Annotated in this window: 15 protein-coding genes and 1 tRNA gene; 7 read left to right on the top strand and 9 right to left on the bottom strand. The window is 35.4% G+C overall.

Going from position 1 to position 19,086, the window contains the following annotated elements; genetic code table 11:
- The 4 genes from PXC01_RS06190 to PXC01_RS06175 all read right to left on the bottom strand — a co-directional run bounded on the left by PXC01_RS06190 (position 1) and on the right by PXC01_RS06175 (position 3,004).
- Positions 1-714, bottom strand: coding sequence for a LytR/AlgR family response regulator transcription factor (locus tag PXC01_RS06190; protein WP_276471457.1), 714 nt, complete (start codon positions 712-714; stop codon positions 1-3).
- Positions 711-1,580 carry a sensor histidine kinase gene (locus tag PXC01_RS06185; protein WP_276471456.1) on the bottom strand — a complete coding sequence of 290 codons (870 nt, stop codon included), beginning with the start codon at positions 1,578-1,580 and terminating at the stop codon, positions 711-713. The genes PXC01_RS06190 and PXC01_RS06185 overlap by 4 nt, the downstream gene beginning before the upstream one ends.
- Before the next feature lie 319 nt (positions 1,581-1,899).
- Complete coding sequence (gene rimM / locus PXC01_RS06180; protein WP_276471455.1) at positions 1,900-2,427, bottom strand: ribosome maturation factor RimM; 528 nt, start codon at positions 2,425-2,427, stop codon at positions 1,900-1,902.
- A 13-nt stretch (positions 2,428-2,440) separates the two neighbouring features.
- Entirely contained in the window at positions 2,441-3,004 is a 564-nt protein-coding gene (locus PXC01_RS06175) for a 30S ribosomal protein S16 (protein WP_276471454.1), read from the bottom strand.
- Between the two features lie 353 nt (positions 3,005-3,357).
- On the opposite strand from PXC01_RS06175, the gene dnaE reads away from it, so the two are divergent.
- The 4 genes from dnaE (at position 3,358) to PXC01_RS06155 (ending at position 9,497) form a co-directional block, all read left to right on the top strand.
- Positions 3,358-7,794, top strand: coding sequence for a DNA polymerase III subunit alpha (dnaE, locus tag PXC01_RS06170; protein WP_276471453.1), 4,437 nt, complete (start codon positions 3,358-3,360; stop codon positions 7,792-7,794).
- A gap of 179 nt (positions 7,795-7,973) precedes the next feature.
- A complete protein-coding gene (gene trxA, locus PXC01_RS06165; protein ID WP_024481982.1) occupies positions 7,974-8,291 on the top strand; it encodes a thioredoxin in 318 nt (105 codons plus the stop codon).
- A gap of 130 nt (positions 8,292-8,421) precedes the next feature.
- Positions 8,422-9,351: a DUF58 domain-containing protein gene (locus PXC01_RS06160; RefSeq protein ID WP_276471452.1), complete on the top strand. Its 930-nt coding sequence runs from the start codon at positions 8,422-8,424 to the stop codon at positions 9,349-9,351.
- Positions 9,352-9,423: 72 nt separating this feature from the next.
- Positions 9,424-9,497: transfer RNA gene (locus tag PXC01_RS06155), tRNA-Asp, on the top strand.
- A 381-nt stretch (positions 9,498-9,878) separates the two neighbouring features.
- On the opposite strand, the gene PXC01_RS06150 is transcribed toward PXC01_RS06155, so the two are convergent.
- The 5 genes from PXC01_RS06150 to PXC01_RS06130 all read right to left on the bottom strand — a co-directional run bounded on the left by PXC01_RS06150 (position 9,879) and on the right by PXC01_RS06130 (position 13,661).
- Complete coding sequence (locus PXC01_RS06150) at positions 9,879-10,406, bottom strand: hypothetical protein (protein ID WP_276471451.1); 528 nt, start codon at positions 10,404-10,406, stop codon at positions 9,879-9,881.
- Positions 10,407-10,804: 398 nt separating this feature from the next.
- Entirely contained in the window at positions 10,805-11,227 is a 423-nt protein-coding gene (locus PXC01_RS06145) for a hypothetical protein (protein ID WP_276471450.1), read from the bottom strand.
- Between the two features lie 343 nt (positions 11,228-11,570).
- The gene (locus tag PXC01_RS06140) at positions 11,571-12,164 is read right to left on the bottom strand and encodes a hypothetical protein (RefSeq protein WP_276471449.1); all 594 of its coding nucleotides are present in this window, start codon (positions 12,162-12,164) and stop codon (positions 11,571-11,573) included.
- Between the two features lie 48 nt (positions 12,165-12,212).
- Positions 12,213-13,373: a hypothetical protein gene (locus PXC01_RS06135; RefSeq protein WP_276471448.1), complete on the bottom strand. Its 1,161-nt coding sequence runs from the start codon at positions 13,371-13,373 to the stop codon at positions 12,213-12,215.
- Positions 13,374-13,460: 87 nt separating this feature from the next.
- Positions 13,461-13,661: a hypothetical protein gene (locus tag PXC01_RS06130; RefSeq protein ID WP_276471447.1), complete on the bottom strand. Its 201-nt coding sequence runs from the start codon at positions 13,659-13,661 to the stop codon at positions 13,461-13,463.
- 719 nt (positions 13,662-14,380) lie between these two features.
- On the opposite strand from PXC01_RS06130, the gene PXC01_RS06125 reads away from it, so the two are divergent.
- From PXC01_RS06125 to PXC01_RS06115, 3 genes are read left to right on the top strand one after another with little or no spacing between them, the layout of a single operon-like run.
- Complete coding sequence (locus PXC01_RS06125) at positions 14,381-15,091, top strand: hypothetical protein (RefSeq protein ID WP_276471446.1); 711 nt, start codon at positions 14,381-14,383, stop codon at positions 15,089-15,091.
- A complete protein-coding gene (locus PXC01_RS06120) occupies positions 15,088-17,865 on the top strand; it encodes a TonB-dependent receptor (RefSeq protein ID WP_276471445.1) in 2,778 nt (925 codons plus the stop codon). The genes PXC01_RS06125 and PXC01_RS06120 overlap by 4 nt, the downstream gene beginning before the upstream one ends.
- On the top strand, positions 17,865-19,085 hold the full coding sequence (locus PXC01_RS06115) for a DUF4249 domain-containing protein (RefSeq protein ID WP_276471444.1): 1,221 nt from the start codon (positions 17,865-17,867) through the stop codon (positions 19,083-19,085). The genes PXC01_RS06120 and PXC01_RS06115 overlap by 1 nt, the downstream gene beginning before the upstream one ends.
- Position 19,086: the final 1 nt, after the last annotated feature.

Below are 19,086 nucleotides of genomic sequence, written 5' to 3'. Positions count from 1 at the left end.
CTAATCAGTTAAATTATTTAAAATCCTACTTTTTGCATCCGTTAAATAACTTCTACCTATGGTATATCTAATACCACCAATTTCTACACTATTGCCCTCAACCACGCTTACCTTATCTACGGCGATAGTATAGGAACGATGAATTCTAATAAAGCTATCTTTTGGAAGCTCATCCGTAAAACTACTTAAAGTCCTATGAATAATGTATTTGTTAGAAGGGGTAATTATTCTAATATAATCCTTTAGGCTTTCTATCACCATAATTTCGTCTAGATAGATTTTCTGCAGTTTCTTTTTATCCACTTTAACGAAGATGGATGCTTTTACGTCTTTAGCAGATGTATTACTGTCAGAACCTCTTTTTAAATCGATAACACGGTCCACAGCTTTAAAAAAACGAGGCAATGATATTGGTTTTACCAGATAATCTATAGCTTGTAGTTCAAAACTTTTTAAAGCATGTTCTTCATGTGCCGTAGTCATAATTACAAAAGGTTTGGTTTGTAAGGTGCTTAAAAACTCCAAGCCGTTAAGTAAAGGCATATTGATATCCAAAAACAGAATATCCACTTGATGGTCCCTAACATAAGAAGATGCGTCTATGGCGTTAGAGAAAGTACGCTCTAACTGCAGCTCCTTTACTCTTTCAATATAATTTTTAAGCACATTTATTGCTAACGGCTCGTCATCTACAACTATAACTTTCAAAATCATATCACCTTAAGCTTTAAAAAAACATTGAACATATTATCCTTTTCAAAAATCTTTAGATCGTAATCGTTTTTACCGTACCCTAACTCTAACCGTTTTTTTACATTAGAGAGCCCAATGCCACCTTGTTCCTTAATATCTCCGTAGTCATTATTTACCGGTGGAATGGAGTTAGACACTTTAAAATCCATAAAACGGTCGTACACCTCTACATTGATACTGATTTTCATTTCGCCAATATTTTTATTTGCCCCGTGTTTAAAACAATTTTCAATAAGTGGGATCAGAAGCATTGGTGGTATTTTACAATTAGTAATATCACCAGAAATATTCATATCTACCTCTAACGCATCATTAAACCGAATACGCTCCAAATCTATGTAATTTCTAATACAATTAATTTCACTTGTTAAATCTTGACGCTGTTTTTTAGTGGCATACAGCAGATAGCGCATTAACTCAGACAACTTTAAAATAACCTCCGGCGCCTGGTCAGATTTTTCCAAAGTTAAAGCGTAAATATTATTTAAAGTATTAAAGAAAAAATGCGGAGATACCTGTGATCTTAAAAAACGAAGTTCTGTAGTAAGTTGCCGTTTTTCAAGATTATGCAGTTTACTACTTTCACGCAACCAATCTATGGTCAATTTAATAGCTGTAAAAAACGATATTACATACACCTCCCCGATCATTGTTTGCACCGCATACCCAATTGTCAATGAATCTATAACCTCTTGCGCTTCGGGCATTACATCTTTACTTACCAAATAATACGTTAGATTGTACTTGACCAAGAGCATTAATACCAAAGCCAAAAGTATACACATCGTATATTGGACATATTTTTTGGTATATATAAATTTGGGCATTAAATAATATGCATTTAAATAGGCCAAAAAAATGTGTATGGGAAAACCGATTAAATTGGTATGTAACGATAATAAAAAGTCATCATGAATAAACGTCCACCGAAAAGTATTGAAGACGAAGTAAACCAACCAGAATAAAATATGGTGCCAAGGTTTAATATCTGTAGTACCTAAAAAATTTGGTCTGCGTAAAAACTTTCTTAATCTAACATCCACATTGGAAAATTAGTGTTTTTAACCAAGCAATACACAATTGGATAATTGTAATTCTATAAAAGCATGGTTGTCCGCTTTAGTACCAAATAATTCAAAAAAATAATTATGAGAGATACAAATCTACTAGACCTTCTGGTGTAGTAACAAGAATACGTTTATTCTCCCGATCTACCTTTGTAATGATATCATCGTTTATAGGTATCAATAATTGAGCACCGTCTTTTTCCACCTCAAAAAGCGCTTGGGCCGTAGTATCGTTTACGCTCTGTATAATACCAATATCACCGTGAACGGAATCTATCATGGTAAAACCGATAATTTCGTGGTAATAAAATTTATTCCCTGTAAGTTTGGGCAACATGGTAAGGGGCAAATAAAGTCCGGATTTCATGATGCGATCTGCATCAGATTCAGACTTTACCTCTTCAAAATCTATACGAAGTAAGTTAGATTTATGAAGTCGGCATCTTTTAATAAAAAATGGAACCAGATTGTTTCCTAAAGAAACGAATACTGATTCCATATTTTCGTAAATCTCAGGATCATCGGTATCTAGTTTTACCAGTACCTCACCTTTGAAACTATATTTTGAAACGATATTACCTAGGTAGAAACAATCTTCCTTGCGCATCGTTTCTTAAAATTTATGCTTTATCATCTTCAGCAGGAGCCTCGGTAGCTTGTTCTGGCTCACCAGCAGCTTCAACGGCCTCTACTTCAGCTTCAGCATCTTCACCTTCGGCAACTTCCGGTAAAGCAGCAGCGGCAGCTTCAGCGGCACGCTTGTCGTTTACTTCTTTTTCTGCTTTAAGTGCAGCAGCTCTAGCTTCAGCTTTTTCTTTGTCCAATCCACCAACTTTATCGGCAATTGCAGCTTCTTTTTCAGCAACCCAAGCGTTGAATTTTTCTTCAGCTTGCTCTTCGGTCAATGCACCTTTACGAACACCACCTAATAAATGATGCTTTAAAAGAACACCTCTATAAGAAAGAATAGCTCTTGCAGTATCTGTTGGCTGTGCTCCGTTTTGTAACCACTTTACAGAACTATCAACATTAAGCTCAATTGTTGCAGGGTTTGTATTAGGATTGTAGATACCTAATTTTTCCAAAAATTTACCATCTCTTTTTGCTCTTGCATCTGCAGCAACTACCCAATAGAATGGTTTACCTTTTTTACCGTGTCTTTGTAATCTAATTTTTACTGGCATATCACATTAATTTGTAGGGTGCCCGACCCTTGATTATTAATTCTATTTTTTAAAATCGTTCGCCATCAGTAAAAAAGCTTATCTGAAAGCGGGTGCAAATATAATTTAAAATGCTGAATTGGCAACAATGTTTTAAAGTTATTTGAATCAACTAACCCAAAAATCTTTTCAAGGTTTAAAAACACTCAAATTCAATCCTTTAAATCAGGAATAGCCCTAAGCAAAATAGCTAAAAATTTAACCGTTAATAACTCCTAGCAACTACGTTTTTTGCAACACCTACTTTTTCGTAATTTTATACGCACTTTTTAGGTCAAATACCTGACCGCTTTTGAACACACAGAATACACAATATGTACCTCATCTTTGATACCGAAACTACCGGTCTTCCTAAAAACTGGAACGCACCTATAACCGACACTGACAACTGGCCACGCTGTATACAGATTGCATGGCAGTTACATGACGATATGGGAAATTGTATTGAGCATGAAGATTATCTGGTTCGCCCTGAAGGATTCAATATTCCGTACGATGCCGAACAAATTCACGGTATTTCCACGGAACTGGCCGAACAAAAAGGTGTTTCTCTTGCAGAGGTTTTAGAGAAATTCAACATAGCTATGTCCAAAACAAAATTCATTGTTGGGCAAAATGTTGGGTTCGATGTAAACATTATGGGGGCGGAATTTCACCGTTTAGGGGTTGAGAATCCATTACAAGAACTACCTGTTCTAGACACATGTACAGAACATACGGCTCAATTATGCCAAATACCCGGTGGCCGTGGTGGTAAGTTTAAACTACCGACATTAACGGAACTTCATGAGTTTTTGTTCGGTGAACCATTTGGTGAAGCGCACAATGCAACTGCCGATGTTGAGGCAACTACGCGTTGTTTTCTAGAGCTTATTCGTAAGCAACAATACACCAAAGAACAGTTAGACGTTCAGCCCGATTATTTTAAGAATTTCTCGGAAGCAAATCCGCAAGAGATTCAACTTATCGGCTTAAAGCACATTAACCTCAAGAAAGCATCGAAAAAAATTGCCGATGCACTTTGGGCAAAAGATACAGGTGGTGTTTCTCAAGAAGAGATAGAAGAAAACTTAGCTACTTTAGAGAATGCAAGTTTTGCACATTTACACAATCACACACAATTCTCCATACTACAATCTACCATAAGCGTACCTGACTTGGTGAAAGCCGCGGCAATAGCCAATATGCCGGCTGTTGCCATGACAGATCACGCAAATATGATGGGTGCCTTTCACTTTGTAAACGGAGTTTTGAACCACAACAAAGGAGTGGTTTCTAGAAACGAGGCCAACCAAAAAAGATTTGAAGCCACCCAAAATGGTACACTTGAAGAAGGCCAGGAACCCTTAAACGAATTACCGGAACCTGAACAGGAAATTACACCGATCATAGGATGTGAATTTCAAGTTTGCGAGGATCATACCAATAAGTCCCAAAAAGATAACGGCTACCAAATTGTAATGCTCGCCAAGAGCAAAAAAGGATATCTGAATCTGGCAAAAATGTCCTCTATTGCTTTTGTTAGCGGTAAATATTACGTACCACGTATAGATAAAAAAATTGTTGAGCAGTACAAGGAAGATGTAATGGTGCTTACAGGAAACTTATATGGTGAAGTTCCTAGCAAAGTATTGAACGTTGGTGAAAACCAGGCAGAAGAAGCCTTGATCTGGTGGAAAGAAACTTTTGGCGATGACCTTTACATAGAAATCATGCGTCACGGACAGGAAGATGAAGACCGTGTAAACCAAGTATTGATAAAATTTGCAAAAAAGCACAATGTAAAGTTGGTAGCCACCAACAACACCTATTATGTAGAAAAAGAAAATGCACATGCGCATGATATTCTTCTTTGTGTAAAAGACGGTGAAAAACAGGCAACACCCATAGGTCGTGGTCGCGGGTATCGTTACGGGCTGCCCAACCAAGAATACTATTTTAAGTCATCTGAAGAGATGAAGGAGCTTTTTAAGGATATTCCCGAAGCCATCATCAACATTCAAGAAATTATAGATAAGGTAGAAACTTTTACCTTGGCACGTGATGTATTGTTACCTGCGTTCGATATACCAGAAGAATTTCAATTTGAAGAAGACAAACTAGACGGCGGTAAACGCGGCGAGAATAAATTTTTACGCCATATTACCTATGAAGGTGCCAAGAAAAGATATGGGGAAATTACTCCTGAAATTGACGAGCGTTTAGATTTTGAGCTTAAAGTAATCGAAAAAACCGGTTATCCAGGTTACTTCTTGATCGTGGAAGATTTCATTAGGGCAGCAAGGACCATGGATGTATCCGTAGGCCCTGGTCGTGGATCCGCCGCAGGTTCCGCCGTTGCCTATTGCTTATGGATCACGAATTTAGACCCAATTAAGTACGACCTTCTTTTTGAGCGTTTCCTAAATCCGGACCGTGTAAGTATGCCCGATATTGATATTGACTTTGATGATGAAGGGCGTGGTCGTGTAATGGACTACGTAATAGATAAGTACGGCGCAAACCAAGTAGCTCAAATTATCACTTATGGTACCATGGCCGCAAAATCTGCTATTAGAGATACGGCACGTGCCTTAGATTTGCCTCTGCAAGATTCTGATCGCATGGCAAAGTTGATACCAGACATGTCCAAGCTAAAAAAGATAATTGGGGTAGATGAAAAGGTATTACGTTCAAAATTCAGGTCAGAAGATTTAGAAAAGATAAACGAACTTTTAGCAATTTCCGAAGGCGATGGTCCTGAATCTGAAACCTTAAATCAGGCCTATATCTTAGAAGGTTCGGTTCGTAACACCGGTATTCATGCCTGCGGGGTCATAATTACGCCAGATGATATCACCAAATTCGTTCCCGTTGCCCTAGCGAAAGATTCAGAAATGTATTGTACGCAGTTTGACAACTCTGTTGTGGAAGATGCGGGATTACTGAAGATGGATTTCTTGGGACTGAAAACACTGACCCTGATCAAGGATACCGTTAAAATTGTAAAAGCGAAACATGGTATTGAATTAGACCCTGAAAATTTTCCTTTAGACGACATAAAAACGTACGAGCTCTTTCAAAGAGGAGAAACGGTAGGTGTTTTCCAATATGAATCTCCCGGAATGCAGAAGCACATGAGATCGCTGAAACCAACGGTTTTTGCGGATCTTATTGCCATGAACGCCTTGTACCGACCTGGTCCTATGGAATACATACCAAGTTTCATTGCCCGTAAGCACGGTACCGAAGAAATTGTATATGACCTTGATGCCTGTGAGGAATACTTAGCGGAAACCTATGGTATTACGGTATACCAAGAGCAAGTGATGCTGCTATCGCAGAAATTGGCAGACTTTACAAAAGGTGAAGCTGATGTCTTGCGTAAGGCAATGGGTAAAAAGCAAAAGCACGTACTGGACAAGATGAAGCCAAAGTTCATTGAACAAGCTTCGGCCAAAGGGCATGCCGTTGATAAACTGGAGAAAATCTGGAAAGATTGGGAAGCATTTGCCGCTTATGCCTTTAACAAATCGCACTCCACTTGCTATGCCTGGATTGCTTACCAAACCGCATATTGCAAGGCCCACTACCCTGCCGAGTATATGGCCGCGGTACTGAGCAATAATATGAACGACATTAAGCAGGTTACCTTCTTTATGGAAGAATGTAAGCGTATGGGCCTAGAAGTTCTTGGTCCAGACGTAAACGAATCTTACTACAAGTTTGCCGTGAACGATGCCGGTGCCGTACGTTTTGGCATGGGCGCCGTAAAAGGTGTTGGTCGTGGCGCCGTAGAAACCATCGTTGAAAACAGAAAAGAAGACGGACCATATAAATCCGTTTTTGATTTTGCAAAGCGTATAGACCTTCGCGCAGCGAACAAAAAAGCATTTGAAAGTTTGGCCGTTGCAGGAGGCTTCGATTCCTTTGGCGATACACACAGGGCCCAATACTTTCATAGCGAAGGAGACGGAGTTACCTTTTTGGAAAAAACCATAAAGTATGGCGCTAAATTCCAAGAAAGCGAAAACTCTAGCCAAGTAAGTTTGTTCGGAGATGCCAGTGAAGTGCAAATACCGGAACCTGTGGTGCCGCCATGTGAAGAATGGGGAACTATGGAAAAACTACGTCGTGAGAAAGAAGTAGTAGGTATTTATATTTCAGGTCACCCGTTAGATGATTTTAAAACGGAAGTGAAAGCATTCTGTAACGCCAACATAGCTTGCGTAAATGACCTACCCACCTACGTTAATAGGGAACTCACCTTTGCAGCGGTAATTACAGATGTACAGCACAGAGTATCTAAAAACGGGAAAGGCTGGGCGGCATTTACCATGGAAGATTATACGGACTCCTATGAATTCCGGATTTTTGGGGAAGAGTATCTAAAATTCAGGCATTTTTTAATGGTCAATTCGTTTGCCTACGTTAAATTATTTGTTCGTGATGGATGGATGAATAAGGACACCGGAAAAAAAGGAGACCCTAGAATGCAGTTCAATAGCTTTATGCTATTACAAGAAGTGATGGAGACCTACGCCAGAAAACTTACCATAAAATTGAACATTGCCGATTTAAAAGAGGAAAATGTACGAACCTTAAAAGACACCTTTACAAATCATAAAGGGGAACACCCGGTCAACTTTATTGTGTATGAAATGAAAGAGAAAATTAAGGTGACATTAAATAGCAGAAAACAAAAAGTCAATATTTCTACAGAGTTATTACAACTTTTAGAAAAACAAGACGTTCATTTTAAACTGAATTAGAATCTTAAGTACTATGCTACGCTATCTAAAATTTACTTTTGTTTAGTTGTAGATGTAAGAAAAGAACTATATAAACAAATAAATTAGCTTGATACCTTAATAGGTAAAACGAATTACCAGCCTGTAAGGAAACAGAAGAATAATTGACTAAATTTGCATAATCAATAAAAGATATTAAAATGGCACTAGAAATAACAGATGCTACTTTTGACGAGGTAGTTTTAAAAAGCGATAAACCAGTAGTAGTTGATTTTTGGGCAGCATGGTGCGGTCCTTGTCGTATGGTAGGTCCTATCATTGACGAAGTTAGTACTGAATATGACGGTAAAGCTGTTGTAGGAAAAGTAGACGTAGATGCAAATCAAGAATTTGCCGCTAAATACGGCGTACGTAACATACCAACGGTATTGGTATTTAAAGGTGGTGAAATTGTAAGCAGACAAGTAGGTGTATCACCTAAGAAAGTTTACACAGATGCTATAGACGCAGCTTTGTAAAAGACCCCTTTAACCCCCAAAAGGGGAATATAAAATTTAAAAAATCCTGCTTTTAGCAGGATTTTTTATTTGGAATAATTTTAATTCATCGCTTCCTTAAAGTTAAACCGTCTTTAGTATCTTTAGTATTGTGAATCTACAATCAGAATTAAACAAATCATCATTCTTCTCTAACCTAGAGCTGCTAGCTAATCAAGTTGTCGAAGGCTTTATTAGCGGAATACACAGAAGTCCCTTTCATGGGTTTTCTGCAGAGTTTGCCGAACATAAAATCTACAACAATGGTGAAAGCACCAAACATATAGACTGGAAACTCTTTGCAAAGACAGATAAGCTTTACACCAAAAGATATGAAGAGGAGACGAATTTAAGATGTCATATGATACTGGACAACTCTGCGTCTATGTATTATCCGCAGATAGACAATTTAAGCATTGATTCCTTAAATAAAATAGGATTTAGCGTCTTAGCAATCGCTGCGCTGATGAACGTGCTTAAAAGGCAGCGTGATGCCGTAGGTTTGAGTATTTACTCTGATGCCTACAATTATTACGCACCTGAAAAAGGTAGCGAACGTCATTTTCAGATGCTATTGGCGCAATTAAGTGAAGTAGGCATGGCTAAAAATCCTCCAAAAGAAACAAATACCTACACCTACTTACATCAGATTGCAGAAAATATAAAGCGAAGAAGTCTCATTTTTCTGTTTACCGACATGTTTCAAACTGAAAAAAACGATGATGAACTGTTTGAAGCACTACGTCATTTAAAATATAACAAACATGATGTGGTTCTTTTTCATCCGATGGACAAGCAACATGAATTATTTTTCGATTTTGAAAACACGCCCAAAAGATTTGTTGATGTAGAAACAGGAGAGCATTTAGACCTTTACGCAGACAATATTAAAGAAGCATATAACGAACGAATTACTACGTATCTATCTGATATTAAAATGAAATGCGCTCAATATAAAATCAAATATGTGGACATAGACATACACAGAGATTTCTCAACGGTGCTCAATACTTTTCTCGTAGAAAGAAATAAATTTCTCTAGATTTAAAAAAAAGTAAAAAAAATGTTTGTGCAATTAAATAAACCACATATATTTGCACTCGCTAAACGCCACGGTCTGGTAGTTCAGTTGGTTAGAATACCTGCCTGTCACGCAGGGGGTCGCGGGTTCGAGTCCCGTCCAGACCGCAAAAAGCTCTCAAGAAATTGAGAGCTTTTTTTTATATTTAGATATCTACCAATTAGATTTTACGCTTTAGAACTATCGGAGATGACTCGTCCATTTTATATAAAATTTGAACAACCTAAGTAACTCTGTTCATCCTCTAAATCACTATTACAAGGTAATTCTTCTTTAGAAAACAAAGTATATTATATCAACAAATGATACCTTATTTACCCATACCTCACCTTTTATCTCAAATTCATTTTCATTTTAATTGTTTTACCTTAATCTACCCTTTCAAACCAGTCAAAAGTTATAACCGTCAAAAAAAGTTTGAATTAATTTGTTATATGATTTGATGGCACGCATAGTTTTGATTTGACCTATCTTCAGGTTTACCTCCTCTAATACATCTCTAAACATATTTTTTCATCGACTTGCCATATCCCAGAACTATTCGAAAAGAAAATTCCCATATTACAACCTACAGCCTTACCTCCAGACGGATAAATTTTATTTTTTAATATACTTTCCCTAAACATCACAGCCCTTGTTTTTGAGATAACTACGGGTTTTGAAAAAAGGTATTTTATATAATAGTTCCCCTTTGAAACTTTTTGTGAGGAATTAAGTTCTAGTATTAACGTTTTTATTTCATTACATACACTGCTATCAGATTTTTTTTCAAATGCGAGTTCTATTTTTCTCTTTTCTTTACTATTAATGAAACCCTGCTTCTTCCAATCGCCTATAAATGTTAAGCTGGGTATGTTATTGACATTAATAACTAAAGAATCCTTTACATCATCCAAAGTATAAGCTATTGCCTTTTTATAGAATTCAATCTCTTGACACTCCATCTTTTGTGCAAAAATCATTTGCCCTATTATAATAAATAACATAATAAACCAAATACATCTGTTTTTTTTCATAAAAATCAATTTTGTTTTTTCAGAATTACACCAGCGTTAGTTCTCTAAACTGTTTCTCCAAATATCACCTTTTCGAAAACTATTTCAGGTTCATCTTCCTCATTTCCACTTGACATATGTAATTCTCCCCAAAAAGAGTCTCCAAACATAACGTCACCTAAGTGGACATGCGCATGAACGGTTGTAAAACAAATTAAAAGGTTATTGCATCCCTAATTTCTTGAAAATTACATACAGAAAATATAGGCATTATAGGTGTCCTAAAAAGGGGAAGCACACAAATTAACTTAAAAAGTTTATATATTCTAAACTAAGAACCTCTTATCGACAAAACAACTTGATATTATCTAAATTTTTGGCAGGCTACAGGGAATTGAACCCTATCAGTTATAAGTGTATCATTCAACAATTCCATCCAAATTAAATTCCTTGACAATACGTTCGTTATACGGTCCGAATTCTATTCTCAAACTGAAAATCGGATATTTTTTCTCTTCAATTTTTAATATTTTTGGGTTGAAAAGACCCTCTATTTTAGATAATTTACTTGAAGTATAATAATCACCGTCTGGAGTAATGGAAATGATATAGCTATCTAAAAACTCCTCAGTACCTTCGGAGAAGTTTTCAGGGGTTATTTTATAATCCGAATACTTAAAATATGGTGAGATGCATAATTCCTTATAAATTGGTTTTTCGGGATAAATCCTGGAAAAAATGTAGTTCGCATCGTTTAAATTCGACAAATCGCCTATTTTCGATTGAGTTGAACACCCAAAAACCATTAGACTGGCACAAAGAATATAAATTGAATTTTTCATCGTTCTTACCTTATTTCCTAATATAAGATTAATTATATATTCAAAGAACTAGGTACTGCATTAACAAATAGAATGTTGATATATAAAATTTCTTAAATACATTTGAAATGTGTCAAACCATTTTTTACCGTTTCTTTGAAATAACTAAAGGAATGATTGAAGCTGCTTTTTTGCGTATAAGTTGCAAGTACGGTTGCTAATTCATGCTTATTAAAGTAATAATTAAATTCTAAACCCTAATTAGAATTTAATAAATGTTGCACAAAATTAAAAATTTGTAAATTATATTAATTTGCATAAGGATAGACTTGTTATTTTTTTTTATTTACTAAGACATTATATTTTATTCCATGCCTGTTTTATCTAAATTATAAAGTTTAAATCTTATTATCATAGTATTAAGATACTTATTGTCTTGACTACCTGTAGTCTCATTTCTTACGTGCATTGACGTTTCAAATTTTGTTTTATCCAGTTTATTATTAAAATCGAACCAAGAGACACCATTCAGATATTGAAAATCACTGACTTTAGGTTCTGGTACATTATTATGAAGAACATTTAGACCGATATTTGATTTAGCAAGATGTCTATATCCATAACGTTCAAGATATGTGCTGGATATTCTGGCAATGTTAGGTTTTCCAAACTTCTTTGTTAACTCAAAGTAGAATTCATTTACATCGTCGGTATCAATAAATATCATGAGTTCGATTATTATATTTTCCTTTACCTTAAATGCGACCTTTTTAATTACTCTATTTAAAAAACTATATGTTGCATCATCTGCTATATATAAATAATTATATCCCCCAGCCACACCGTATTCAATACTAGTTAAGGGATCATTTAACGAAAGAACCTTTTGACTATAATACTTTCTAAAATCATCTCCCAATGAGTATTCGTTTATCTCTGAACTTTGTTGTAATGCCATTAATAACAATATGATTTTAAATTTCAACATACAGTACGATACTTTTAATCAATTACAAAAGAAATTTCCTGATACGCCGGCTTCCTTATATTGAGTTATAATACCGTTGAACCCCGGCGGTGGGACTCTATCTACCCGCCCTCCTATTTCTTCAAAAGCTTCCTTCATTTCGATCATCAACTGTTCCCTAATCAAAGGGTTCCAATCGCTTACACAATCTACCGCATATGTTCTTCGATACCAGGCTCCCCAGTTTTCAAAGGCTGTCCAGAGCAGAAGAGCAGAGGTAGATGCCGCTATTTCATAATTATAATAGCCAGGTAATTGAAAATATACAGGCTCAGAGAAGCTTGCCATCGCCAAATCTGGGCATTTACCAAACTTCCAAGCAACATCCCATACCCCAGAAACACCAGCAGCTTTCCAGCCATCGTTGCCAACAACTGTGCTAAATTCAAAACTTTGACAACTTGGATATTCACTGTTTTCCTCTAAAATATAGTTTACTACTTCTTTCGCCAATTCTATGGACTGTAGGCTGAAGTTCTGACCAATCAAAAACCGGTTTATCTGCCTTGCTTTAGCTCTATTGGTATCATCCCTGTTAAAATACTCAATTTCATTGGCATTCAGCCCAATATATCCGTGTAATTTCTGTACGGGCTTGGCCGCCGTGTTGATCGCCGTAACCCCAGAGGTATCTAAACAAGCACCGGTTTTGTTGATGCCCGGAGAATAGGATTTATTATGATTGGATATCTGTACACATGAAATGCCGGTCTCAAAACGCATAGAACCCATGGTGATGACGGTCCTTGAACATTCCGTACTCGTACTACCACCGCTACCACCATCAGGACCTGGACCCCAATCTACTCGGCTTTCAGTCCATGTAACTGTTTCTGAACTATAATTAGGCAATGTAGCCGTAGGTGCGGTACCCATGTCTGAAATACCAGCCGTAATGGTCTCCACCGGCGTTATAGCATTGGTAACAACTGTAGAAGAGCTACCGTCACCAGGGTTTATGGTAATACTGTACCCGTATGGAATCTGAATATCGCGGTCCCGGAAATTACTTGTTACCGTATGCCCTTGGTAGGTATGGGTAAAAGAACCACCTGCGGGGGTATTTGATATAGGGTCTGGGCTTCCGCTACCTCCAGTAGACCCGCCACCGCAGTCCCCGTTCTTACCTACTTTCCCCAACTTGCTATCATTAAAGAAACTATCAAAACTATAATACTTATAGGTAGCCTTAAATTTGCTAAAATCTTCACTTCCCTCAAAAAAGGCTTACACATACTCTGGGGTCAGCTCATAGCCTATAATGTATGGTTCTTTAAACTTGCCGCCAGAATTCTTGGCCATGATAATATTATAAATATGATTGGGTTGATCCTTAACTTCTAGTGCAAAGGAGTAACTGCTCTCGCCACCTTCAGCTATTACCTCCTTTATGTCTTTAAGATAAATATTTACATTGTTATATTTCATCTTTGAAGTTGTCCGTTTGGACTACTAAGCAGGAACTCTAGCAGTAAGCCCTCCCATTACATCAGGTATGTCCAAATCAGTGACGTAATTCAATGTTGGAAATTCCAAATCATTTACTAAAGCTTCGTCAGTATTAACAAGAATATTATTTACAGGTTCTTGTTCACAACCCAAAAATAAAATAATAAAAAATACTGCTAATAATGTTTTTTTGTAGTAATAATCCTCATTTTTATAGATATATTTTCTTTAAATATAAATAATATTTATTTACCCGATAAAAATTAAGTGGCAGACACATAATTTAACCTGCAAACACCTTTCTTTTTTAACAATAAATTTTTAGTAATGAAGAATTAAATAATTGCCGTTAAATAAAGGATCTTAAAAAGATGAATCAAAATAAGTGAAAGAATTTACTAGAGCAGTATATGTTATATGAAATATTTTTCCATAATTATAATTTTAGATTAGCAAATACTTGATAACATTATTAGGTTGAAAAATTCTGTGTGCTTTAGCTTCTTAAAAACCCTCTATTCAATTTCATCCTTAAATCAAAACTTAAAAATATCATATCTTAATATATGCCACTATATATTTATCAAAACTACTTTTATTGCTAACTTACTTATCACTATCTATAATAATTTACCTACAAAACTATTTTATCTCACTAAAATTTTTACTTTTAAGTCAACCAAAATAAACCACCAAATTTGCTACGCATTATTTCCTTTTTATTTATTGTACTATTTCTTTTATCAGGTGCAATACATGCACAAGAAGCATATTTGAAAAACGCTCTTCAAAGTATAGATCAAGCAATAGGCTTAGAGAATACAGAATTATATAATGGTACAATGTACGTAGAGTACTATAGAACCATAAACGAAAACCATAAATTTTTTGAAAGCAAAGATTTTTTAACAGGAAGTATTGTTTATGGAAATCAATATTACAATAATGTTCCTTTTAAGTATGATCTTGACACTGATGATATATTACTTGATATTTCACATTTAAAAAAATTTCCTGTTTTAAAACTATATAGAAATAGACTTAGTGAATTCAGTCTTAATGGCAAAAACTTCATTAATATTGGCGACAATGCCTCTAAAATTACCAAAGGATTTCACGAAGTTTTATGGTCTTCAGACGATATAAAGTTTCTTAAAAAACACAAAAAGGAAAAGCTTAAAAGATATTCTACAAAATTCGTTCATTATGAGTTTTTTGATGATAGTAGTTACTTTTTTGAATATAATAATCAGATTCATCCCTTAAATAAAAAGGGTGATTTACTTAACGTATTTCCTGAATTTAGAAAAGAAATCAATGAACTTTACAATAAGCGGTTGGTAAAAATTAATCCAAAAGAAAACTACATTTTAATCTTTGGAGAATTACAAAAATCTATTGAAAAATGAGAAAATATTTACAAATAACCATTCTCATTATTTTCATGACATTGGGTCAATGTGTAAACGGACAGGAAAGAAAAGATAATAAACTTTTTTCGGTTGAATTTGCCGATGTTGGTATGCAAGAGGTTTTTAATGTTCTGGAAAAAGAAACGGGCATTCACTTTTATTATAAAAAAAAATGGTTAGAAGATAAAAGAGTAAATTATGTTGCAAGCAATAAAAAATTAGAAGAAATTTTAGAAAATATTCTAACTGGCACAACCATTAACTATTTTCAGTATTCCAATGCTCAAATTGTACTAACGGAAAACAACCTTATCTACGACGAACTACCCGGCACATTTTTTGGAGCGAAACGCGATACCATAACTAAAGAAAGTATTGTTAGAACGCAAAGACCTATTTATTTTGAACAACCCAAACAGTCCAAAAACGTAGTAGAAACAATACGTATCGGCAAAGAAAATTTAAACCAACAGAATGAAAATTTCAAAATTAGTGGTGTTGTAGTAGATGAAAACACCAATCAACCATTACAAAACCTTACTATTTCCTTAAATAATAGATCAACGGGTACTACTACCGATATTAACGGTTATTATGAGCTCATGATTCCATTGGGAGAGAATTTCATTAAATACAGTTCTATAGGAATTGAAAGCGCTGTCAAAAGAGTAATAGTTTACAGTGATGGCACCTTAAATGTATCATTAAGAGAAAGTATTGAATATTTAGATGAGGTAGTCGTAGCGGCAGATGCAAATAAAAATGTTGAAGAAGCATTAACAGGTAGTACATCAATTGTTGTAGAAGAGACCAAGAACATACCTTTAATCTTGGGTGAACGAGATGTGCTGAAAGTAGCAACCACGCTGCCAGGAATTTCTACAGCAGGTGAAGGGGCCGCAGGTTTTAATGTTCGTGGTGGATCTACAGACCAGAATTTAATATTATTGGACCATGCCGTTATTTACAATCCATCACATTTTTTTGGAATTTTTCAAGCTGTAAACCCTTTTACAACAGAAGACGTACAAATTTATACCGGTGGCATACCTGCACAATACGGGGGTAGATTATCCTCTGTTTTTGATATTACTTCAAAGAACGCAAATACTGAAAAATTTTCAGGTGAGGCCGCAATTGGTCCTGTAACTAGTAATGTAGCTTTGGAAATACCCGTCATTAAAGAAAAATCAGGTCTTTTGATCGGGGGTAGAAGTACTTATTCCAATTGGATTCTACGTTCACTTGACGAAGAATCTTTAAAAAATAGTGAAGCTTCTTTTTACGATGCAATTGCCAAGTATAACCACACTATAAACGAAAACAATACACTTAAAGCAACGGGATACTACAGTAAGGACAATTTCAGTATTACTTCAGATTCAATTTTTAGCTATAACAATCGACTTTTTTCAATAGACTGGGAACATAAGTTTAATGAAAAAAATATTGCACAATTAACCGTTGCCAATAGTCAATACCAATTTAATATTGAGTATGATGGTGCTTCTAACAATGATTTTGACCTAGGTTTTAATATAAACGAAACAGAATACAAGTTGCGCATGAAATACCTGCACAGTCAAAAACATAAATTCGATTATGGGATCATGGCAAAATTCTACAGAACGCAACCAGGTTACCTTGATCCGTTAAACGAAGAATCTGAAGTAAATAGCATAAACATTAATGAAGAACGTGCATTAGAATCTGCAATTTATCTTTCTGACAATTATAAGGTGAGCAATAAATTCTTGATTGACATTGGTCTTAGATATTCCTTTTTTGCAGCCTTTGGAGAAAGACAAGAACGTATATATGAAGAAAATGCCCCTAAAAACGATGAAACCCGTTCTGATACCGTAAACTACGAAAAAGGTGAATTTTCCAAAACATATGGAGGGCTAGAAGTAAGACTGGCCACCCGTTATTTACTAAAAGAAGACTTATCCCTTAAAGCTAGTTATAACCGTACATATCAATATATACATAGACTTTCTAACAATACCACCATTTCACCAATTGACACTTGGAAATTATCGGACAACAACATCAGACCTCAATTGGGCAATCAATATAGCATTGGCCTATTCAAAAATTTAGATGCCAATACTTATGAATTTAGCCTTGAAGGTTATTATAAGACTGCAGAAAATATCCTTGATTTTAAAGTAGGATCAGATTTACTTTTGAACCAAACCATTGAAACGGAAACACTACAAGGAGAAGGCAAGTCTTATGGCGTAGAATTTTTAGCCAGAAAAAATTATGGCGCATTAAATGGCTGGATATCATACACTTATTCCCGTTCTTTCTTAAAACTAGATAGTGAATTTGCCGAAGAACGTGTAAATGGCGGAGCATTTTTCAAAACCAATTATGATAAGCCACATGATTTTAGTGCTGTACTTAACTATAAATTTACCAAACGTTATAGTATTTCTGCAAACTTTGTCTACCAGACCGGTAGACCTGTAACCTTTCCCATTGGCAGATATAACTATAATGGCGCCGAATATGTTTATTATAGCGACCGTAATGCATTTAGAATTCCAGATTACTATAGGCTTGACCTAGGTTTTAATATTGAAGGCAATCATAAACTAAAAAAAATTGCACATAGCTTTTGGAATATATCCGTATACAACGCACTAGGTAGAAACAACCCATACTCGGTATTTTTTGTTACTGAAAATGGGGAATTAAAACCGTTACAAAGTTCAATTTTCACCATACCAATACCTACGATAACCTATAATTTAAAATTCTAATGAATACGATAATTTACCGTTTTCTTTTTGTAGGTCTATTTCTGTTGGCACTTAATAGCTGTACGGAACCTTTTGAATTTGAAGACAAACCTGTATTTGAAAGTGCACTTGTCATAGAGGCCAGAATCACGGACCAAAATAAAATACAGAACATACTCATATCTCGTTCGTTCCCTTTAGACACCATAATATCTTCAGTGGAAGTTGGCGCAAGTGTTCAAATTACAGATGAAACAGGAAGAACTTTTGACTTTGAGGATGTGGGTAATGGTAATTATAATTCTAGGATTCCATTTGCCGCTGAACAAGACCGATCATACACCTTAAGTATTACTACCTCAAATGGAAATTCCTATATTTCGGAACCTAGTAGTATTAGGGCAAAATCAAATATTGATGAAATTATTGCAGTACGTGAGTTTAAAGATGATTTAGAAGAAGGGGTGTTTATATATCTTAACAGCTTTGACCCTACAAACAGTGGTAACTACTATTTATATGAATATGAAGAAACCTATAAAATAATAACCCCTCTTTCTTCAAGAGGCTTTGAAGCTTATGTAGTATCACCTTTACCTACTCCCGCCGTTGATTATAGGTTATCTGATGAGGTTTCAGCTATTTGTTATAGTACAGATAATTCCAAAAAAATCATTCAGACATCAACAATTGAATTAGGCGAAGATAGAGTCAGTAGATTCCCAGTTCGATTTATTGATCGTGAAAACTACATATTATCACATAGGTATAGTATACTGGTAAAACAGTTTGTACAAAGTAAAGAGGCTTACTCCTATTATAAAACCTTGAATACATTCTCTAGCTCAGAAAGTTTGTTTTCTCAAGTACAAACCGGCTTTTTAGAGGGCAATATTCGCTCACAACAAAATAACAACGAAAAGGTTATTGGTTTTTTTGAAGTAAACTCGGTCAGTGAAAAACGATTGTTTTTTAATTACGAAGATCTTTTTCCCGGGGAAGAAATACCAAATTACATCATTGATTGTAGCATTGTTTCGCCCCCATTGGCTAACGAAGCAGGCCAATCCCCCATAATTAGTTTAATTGAAGCAAATGCAGTAGATTTTTTCAGTGTTTATGACGGTGAAGCTAATCCTCTCAATTTTGATATTTTCGGTCCTTTCTTGATGACTCCAGCAGGTTGTGGAGATTGCACTAGATTTAGCAGTAAAATTGTCCCAGAATTTTGGGAAGAATAAC

This window comes from Maribacter huludaoensis, assembly GCF_029350945.1.
GTDB classification, from domain to species: Bacteria; Bacteroidota; Bacteroidia; order Flavobacteriales; family Flavobacteriaceae; genus Maribacter; species Maribacter huludaoensis.
Note: the sequence above shows the minus strand (reverse complement) of the source record. Positions and strands in the feature narration are given on the sequence as shown.